The sequence below is a fragment of the Pedobacter sp. T50_32 genome, from assembly GCF_057652195.1.
The window spans coordinates 1-5,794 of sequence record NZ_JBYFBY010000013.1 but is presented as its reverse complement, the minus strand read 5'-3'; the positions used below and the strand labels follow the sequence as shown (position 1 = coordinate 5,794).

The 5,794-nt window shown below is 49.7% G+C and carries 2 tRNA genes and 3 rRNA genes; all 5 read right to left on the bottom strand.

Annotated features, from left to right (window positions below):
- Nucleotides 1-41: 41 nt before the first annotated feature.
- Nucleotides 42-153: ribosomal RNA gene (rrf, locus tag AC23ME_RS21080) — 5S ribosomal RNA — on the bottom strand.
- A gap of 80 nt (nt 154-233) precedes the next feature.
- Nucleotides 234-3,110 (bottom strand): 23S ribosomal RNA (locus tag AC23ME_RS21075).
- Between the two features lie 222 nt (nt 3,111-3,332).
- A tRNA-Ala gene (locus AC23ME_RS21070) sits at nt 3,333-3,409 on the bottom strand.
- Between the two features lie 15 nt (nt 3,410-3,424).
- A tRNA-Ile gene (locus tag AC23ME_RS21065) sits at nt 3,425-3,499 on the bottom strand.
- Nucleotides 3,500-3,662: 163 nt separating this feature from the next.
- Nucleotides 3,663-5,184: ribosomal RNA gene (locus AC23ME_RS21060) — 16S ribosomal RNA — on the bottom strand.
- The 16S, 23S and 5S rRNA genes sit together here with 2 tRNA genes alongside, the layout of an rRNA operon.
- Nucleotides 5,185-5,794: the final 610 nt, after the last annotated feature.

Sequence of the window (5,794 nt, the reverse complement as noted above, 5' to 3'; positions counted from 1 at the left end):
CACAAAAAAGCCCCCGATCATTTCTGAAGGGGGGCTGTAGGTTTAGGCACCGACCTACTCTCCCACGTGTTACCGCAGTACCATCGGCTCGGATGGGCTTAACTTCTCTGTTCGGAATGGGAAGAGGTGGACACCATCGATATAGGCACCTGAATATCTTTATAGATTATCAGTTGATAATAAATGACATATTATTGAAAGAAGTTATTTCCGAAGAGCAAACAACGTCTGCTTTGATGAAAGCCTCGGGCTATTAGTACTACTCGACTGTGGTGTCGCCACCTTTACATCTGTAGCCTATCAACGTAGTAGTCTGCTACGACCCTATATGGAATCCTCATCTCGTGGCTAGTTTCGCACTTAGATGCTTTCAGCGCTTATCTATTCCCAGCGTAGCTACTCTGCAATGCCCCTGGCGGAACAACAGATTCACTAGAGGCTAGTCCAACCCGGTCCTCTCGTACTAAGGTCAGCCCCACTCAAGATTCCAACGCCCACAACAGATAGGGACCGAACTGTCTCGCGACGTTCTGAACCCAGCTCGCGTGCCACTTTAATCGGCGAACAGCCGAACCCTTGGGACCTTCTCCAGCCCCAGGATGTGACGAGCCGACATCGAGGTGCCAAACCTCCCCGTCGATATGAGCTCTTGGGGGAGATCAGCCTGTTATCCCCAGCGTACCTTTTATCCTTTGAGCGATGGCCCTTCCATGCAGAACCACCGGATCACTATATCCGTCTTTCGACCCTGATCGGCCTGTATGCCTCACAGTCAAGCAAGCTTATGCTATTGCACTCCCCGTACGGTTACCAAGCGTACTGAGCTTACCTTTGAAAGCCTCCGTTACCTTTTTGGAGGCGACCACCCCAGTCAAACTACCCATCAAACAATGTCCCCCGCTTGGCGGGGTTAGACACCGAATACAGAAAGGGTGGTATTTCAACGTTGGCTCCACGACGCCTAGCGACGCCGCTTCAAAGCCTCCCACCTATCCTACACATCCTGTACCCAATGTCAATGTTAAACTGTAGTGAAGGTGCATGGGGTCTTTCCGTCCCGTTGCGGGTACCCGGCGTCTTCACCGGGACCACAATTTCACCGAGCTCATGGCTGAGACAGCGCCCAGATCGTTACACCATTCGTGCAGGTCGGAACTTACCCGACAAGGAATTTCGCTACCTTAGGACCGTTATAGTTACGGCCGCCGTTTACTGGGGCTTCGATTCAATGCTTCGCCTTGCGGCTGACATCCCCTCTTAACCTTCCAGCACCGGGCAGGTGTCAGGCCTTATACCTCATCTTTCGATTTTGCAAAGCCATGTGTTTTTGTTAAACAGTCGCCTGGGCCTTTTCACTGCGGCTCACATTGCTGTGAGCGCCCCTTCTCCCGAAGTTACAGGGCCATTTTGCCGAGTTCCTTAGCCATGATTCACTCGAGCACCTTAGAATTCTCATCCCGGATACCTGTGTCGGTTTGCGGTACGAGCTTTTATAGACTGGAGCTTAGCGGTTTTTCTTGGAAGTCTGATTACCTGCGCTATCCACTTGCCCGAAGGCTCGCGGTACTATCGACATTCAGCACACCCGGCGGATTTGCCTACCGGGCGTATACCTACTGTCTTCAACGATCTATTCCGTCAGATCGCGGCAGTTCCACTACTCCGTCCCCACATCGCATCTATAAAAGGTACGGGAATATTAACCCGTTGTCCATCGACTACCCCCTTCGGGTTCGCCTTAGGCCTCGACTAACCCTGATCCGATTAGCGTTGATCAGGAAACCTTATCCTTTCGGTGGGCGGGTTTCTCTCCCGCCTTATCGTTACTTATGCCTACATTTGCTTTTCTAGAAGCTCCACCATAGCTCACGCTACAACTTCACTGCCGCTAGAATGCTCCCCTACCGATATATTTCAATCCCATAGCTTCGGTATATAGTTTGATGCCCGTTTATTATCCATGCACGATCGCTCGACTAGTGAGCTGTTACGCACTCTTTAAATGAATGGCTGCTTCCAAGCCAACATCCTAGCTGTCTATGCAATCGCACCTCGTTAGTTCAACTTAACTATAATTTAGGGACCTTAGCTGATGGTCTGGGTTCTTTCCCTCTCGGCCCAGGACCTTAGCACCCTGAGCCTCACTGCCGGTTATATTATATAGCATTCGGAGTTTGTCTGGATTTGGTAGGATTTGACTCCCCCGCACCCAATCAGTAGCTCTACCTCTATATAACTCAACACCGACGCTGTTCCTAAAAACATTTCGGGGAGTACGAGCTATTTCCCAGTTTGATTAGCCTTTCACCCCTACCCTCAGGTCATCCGGAAACTTTTCAACGTTTATCGGTTCGGTCCTCCATTACGTGTTACCGCAACTTCAACCTGCCCAAGGGTAGATCACAAGGTTTCGCGTCTACCTCCACTGACTATGCGCCCTGTTCAGACTCGCTTTCGCTTCGGATCCGTGCCTAAAGCACTTAACCTTGCCAGTGAAGAGTAACTCGTAGGCTCATTATGCAAAAGGCACGCCGTCACGCCACCTGGACGCTCCGACCGCTTGTAAGTACACGGTTTCAGGTTCTATTTCACTCCCCTGTTCGGGGTTCTTTTCACCTTTCCCTCACGGTACTGGTTCACTATCGGTCTCTCGGGAGTATTTAGCCTTACCGGATGGTGCCGGCAGATTCCCACAAGGCGTCTCCGACCTCGCGGTACTCAGGATACTGTTAGGCCATTATTGCTTACGTGTACGAGGCTATCACTCTATATTGCCGGGCTTCCCATCCCGTTCCACTTCACGTTAATGTAACCACATCACAGTCCTACAACCCCAAATATGCCGTAACATAAGTGGTTTGGGCTCTTTCCCTTTCGCTCGCCACTACTCAGGAAATCATTGTTATTTTCTCTTCCTCTGCTTACTTAGATGTTTCAGTTCGGCAGGTTCGCTCTTATTGTGGCTGGTCTTCAACCAGCCGGGTTTCCCCATTCGGAAATCACCGGATCAATTCTCATTTGCAGATCCCCGGTGCTTATCGCAGCTTATCACGTCCTTCATCGCCTCCGAGAGCCAAGGCATCCCCCGTGTACTCTTTATTACTTTCTTCTACTCTTGCGCCTTTTGCGCCGCAAGGTATGCTTTTTTTGCTCTTGTCATGATGTCTCATACTTATCTATCATTTACATGTTAGCTAAGTGAGCACAAACACAACAGTCGCCTATTGTTGTTTGCTCTTCTTTTTTAACTTCTTCCAATATGTCAAAGAACTTTCTATCCCGGATGCTTGCGCACCTATTATAAACATGCCTTTTGTATCAGGCACCGGTGATGGTGGAGAATAACGGAGTCGAACCGTTGACCTCCTGCGTGCAAGGCAGGCGCTCTAGCCAGCTGAGCTAATCCCCCAAAAAAACTTATCCGTAGTCCCGTCCAGATTTGAACTGGAGACCCCTACATTATCAGTGTAGTGCTCTAACCAGGCTGAGCTACGGGACTATATCGATGTGCCATCTCTATCCCCCTGCCCAGTGGCCGGTTAAGACCTGCGGCTTCATCTTCTTGGTGTTTCTTTTTTTCTTCTTGAGATATGTATCATTTACAGCGTATACCATATTATATAGTATCATTTGTGCGCAGCGAGTGGTTGGTCCCACTCCAGAAAGGAGGTATTCCAGCCGCACCTTCCGGTACGGCTACCTTGTTACGACTTAGCCCCAGTTATCGGTTTTACCCTAGGACGCTCCTTGCGGTTACGTACTTTAGGTACCCCCAACTTCCATGGCTTGACGGGCGGTGTGTACAAGGCCCGGGAACGTATTCACCGCGTCATTGCTGATACGCGATTACTAGCGAATCCAACTTCACGGGGTCGAGTTGCAGACCCCGATCCGAACTGTGAACGGCTTTTTGAGATTGGCATTACATTGCTGTATAGCTGCCCTCTGTACCGTCCATTGTAGCACGTGTGTAGCCCCGGACGTAAGGGCCATGATGACTTGACGTCGTCCCCTCCTTCCTCTCTGTTTGCACAGGCAGTCTGTCTAGAGTCCCCACCATGACGTGCTGGCAACTAAACATAGGGGTTGCGCTCGTTGCGGGACTTAACCCAACACCTCACGGCACGAGCTGACGACAGCCATGCAGCACCTAGTTTCGTGTCCCGAAGGACGCTACCATCTCTGGTAACTTCACTAACTTTCAAGCCCGGGTAAGGTTCCTCGCGTATCATCGAATTAAACCACATGCTCCTCCGCTTGTGCGGGCCCCCGTCAATTCCTTTGAGTTTCACCCTTGCGGGCGTACTCCCCAGGTGGAATACTTAACGCTTTCGCTTAGCCGCTGACTGTGTATCGCCAACAGCGAGTATTCATCGTTTAGGGCGTGGACTACCAGGGTATCTAATCCTGTTCGATCCCCACGCTTTCGTGCCTCAGCGTCAATAGGACCATAGTAAGCTGCCTTCGCAATCGGTGTTCTGTGACATATCTATGCATTTCACCGCTACTTGTCACATTCCGCCTACCTCTAGTCCATTCAAGCCCATCAGTATCAAGGGCACTGCGATAGTTGAGCTACCGTCTTTCACCCCTGACTTAACAGGCCGCCTACGCACCCTTTAAACCCAATAAATCCGGATAACGCTTGGATCCTCCGTATTACCGCGGCTGCTGGCACGGAGTTAGCCGATCCTTATTCCTTCGGTACATTCAGCTAGATACACGTATCTAGGTTTATTCCCGAATAAAAGCAGTTTACAACCCAGAGGGCCGTCTTCCTGCACGCGGCATGGCTGGTTCAGAGTTGCCTCCATTGACCAATATTCCTTACTGCTGCCTCCCGTAGGAGTCTGGTCCGTGTCTCAGTACCAGTGTGGGGGGCCATCCTCTCAGATCCCCTAGCCATCGTCGCCTTGGTGGGCCGTTACCCCGCCAACTAGCTAATGGCACGCATGCCCATCCTTCTCCCATAAATGTTTGACCCCTCGATGATGCCATCATGTGGTCTTATGCGGTATTAATCCGAATTTCTTCGGGCTATCCCCCAGAAAAGGGTAGGTTGCATACGCGTTACGCACCCGTGCGCCGGTCTCAAGCAGTGCAAGCACCGCTCTACCCCTCGACTTGCATGTATTAGGCCTGCCGCTAGCGTTCATCCTGAGCCAGGATCAAACTCTCCATTGTAAAATGTTGTAGTTCGAACACTGACTATCTATTAATTAAAATTGATTGTCTGTTCTTAATTGTATTGTCTGTAAGAACCGACCTAAAGAAAACAGTTTGGCTGTATGTACTTTACAGTAAACATCTTCGCCTCGCTGCGCTTTTGTAAATGATATCTCTTTAATGAACTTTCCGATCCGACCTCGCGGCGATCTTCTATATGTTGCAATTCCCTACTGTGTTTCGGCGGTCTTAATGTTCCGCCTCTGTTTTGTAGCTCATTGTTTCAATCTTTTGTTATTCGCTTTCGAACTCCGTTCGCCAGCTCCCGTTTCGTTTGGGACTGCAAAGGTAGGAAACTTTTTCTCTTCCGCAAATAAAAAATGAAATATTTTTTTTTATTTGCCTCTCTCCGCCACATCAACCTCTCTTTCCCTCTTTCAAACCTTAACCCCTTCCTCCGAAGCGGAGTGCAAAGGTAGAAAAACTTTTCCCTTTTCCAAAAGAAAAATAAAACTTTTTTCTTTCCGGTTTGTTCTAGCTTTTCATCCAGCCCCCTCTTCCTCCGAAGCGGAGTGCAAAGGTAGAAAAAATATATCCACACACAACACAAGAAGCGTTTTTTATTTGA